General features: G+C 49.4%; 1 protein-coding gene. It reads left to right on the top strand.

Going from position 1 to position 1,695, the window contains the following annotated elements; all coding sequences use genetic code 11:
- Positions 1–1,695, top strand: a 1,695-nt coding sequence (locus RUMCAL_RS09710; protein WP_021682623.1) for a phage tail tape measure protein, incomplete at both ends; no start/stop codon positions are given.

Genomic DNA, 1,695 nt, shown 5'->3' with positions numbered 1-1,695 from the left:
GTAAAACGAAGTTCTCTGCAAGTGAGGCTGCGGAAGCCATGAACTATATGGCGATGGCAGGATGGAAAACCAACGATATGCTCAGCGGTATCGAAGGCATTATGAATCTTGCCGCCGCTTCCGGTGAGGACTTGGCATCTACTTCGGACATTGTCACGGATGCTTTGACCGCTTTCGGTTTGTCTGCTTCGGACAGCGGACACTTTGCGGATATTCTGGCGGCTGCCTCAAGCAATGCCAATACCAACGTCAGCATGATGGGCGAAACTTTCAAATATGCCGCTCCGGTGCTGGGTTCCTTGGGCTATTCCGCTGAAGATTCCGCCATTGCCATCGGACTGATGGCAAATGCCGGTATCAAATCCTCACAGGCTGGTACAGCACTGCGTTCCGCCATTACCAATCTGGCAAAGCCGACAGACACGGTAGCATCTGCCATGGAACAGTACGGCATTTCTCTGACAGATAGTTCCGGCAAGATGTATTCTTTACGGGAACTCATGGAGCAACTTCGTCAGAAATTGGGCGGCCTTTCCGAGGCAGAACAGGCACAGGCGGCTGCCTCGCTGTTTGGCAAAGAGGCCATGTCCGGTATGCTGGCGATCATCAACGGTTCCCCGGCGGATTTTGAAAAACTGTCCAATGCCATTGACACCTGTTCCGATACAGTAGACGGCTACAATGGTACGACCGAAAAAATGGCAGCGGTCATGCAGGATAACCTTGCCGGACAAGTGACCATCTTGAAGTCCCAGCTGGAAGAATTGGCGATCAGTTTTAGTGATATTTTAATGCCTACCATTCGCTCCATTGTTTCCCGTATTCAGGAACTGGTGGACAAGCTGAACCAATTAGACCCACGGACAAAAGAAACCATTGCGAAAATTGCACTGGTGGCTGCTGCTCTGGGTCCGATGCTGATAGTATTGGGAAAGACCATTTCCAGCGTGGGAACAGTCTTTTCCGCAGTGTCCAAACTGCCTGCCCTTTTCTCTACTGTGCAAGGTGGCATCGGAGCCATTACCGGAGCGTTGGGTGTGTCATTAGGTCCGCTGCTCGCCATTATCGCAGCTGTTGCCGCTCTGGTAGCTGCCTTTGTGCATCTCTGGAAAACCAATGACGAATTCAAAAGCAACATCATCGCCATCTGGGAGCAAATCAAAAGCACCTTTACTGGATTGACACAGGGCATCACTGACCGGCTAAATGCTCTGGGATTCGATTTTGAGAGTTTCACCGATGTGCTGAAAGCAGCGTGGGACGGGCTGTGCAATCTGTTAGCTCCCATTTTTGAAGGCGTTTTTCAGAATATCTCCAACATCTTTTCAGAGTTTACTGGCATTCTTCTGGGGCTGCTGGATGTTCTGATCGGTTTGTTTACTGGGGATTGGGAGCAGTGCTGGGACGGTATCAAGGGTATTTTTACTTCTATCTGGAATTTCGTTGTCAACACGTTTCGCAATATCATGAATACTCTGAAAGGCATTGCAGATGTGGTGCTGGGATGGTTCGGAACAAGCTGGAACGAAGTCTGGACTTCTATCAAGACATTTTTTGTGGATACATGGAACAGCATTGCTTCCTTTTTCGCGGGAATCGTTACCGGAATCCGGGACTTTTTCGTCAACACTTGGACGTCTATTTCCAATACCTTCACCACCATTTTTACAGCGATCTACAACTTTTTCAGCACGA

Source organism: Ruminococcus callidus ATCC 27760 (assembly GCF_000468015.1).
GTDB classification, from domain to species: Bacteria; Bacillota; Clostridia; order Oscillospirales; family Ruminococcaceae; genus Ruminococcus_C; species Ruminococcus_C callidus.
This window is presented reverse-complemented; position numbering and strand designations above follow the sequence as displayed.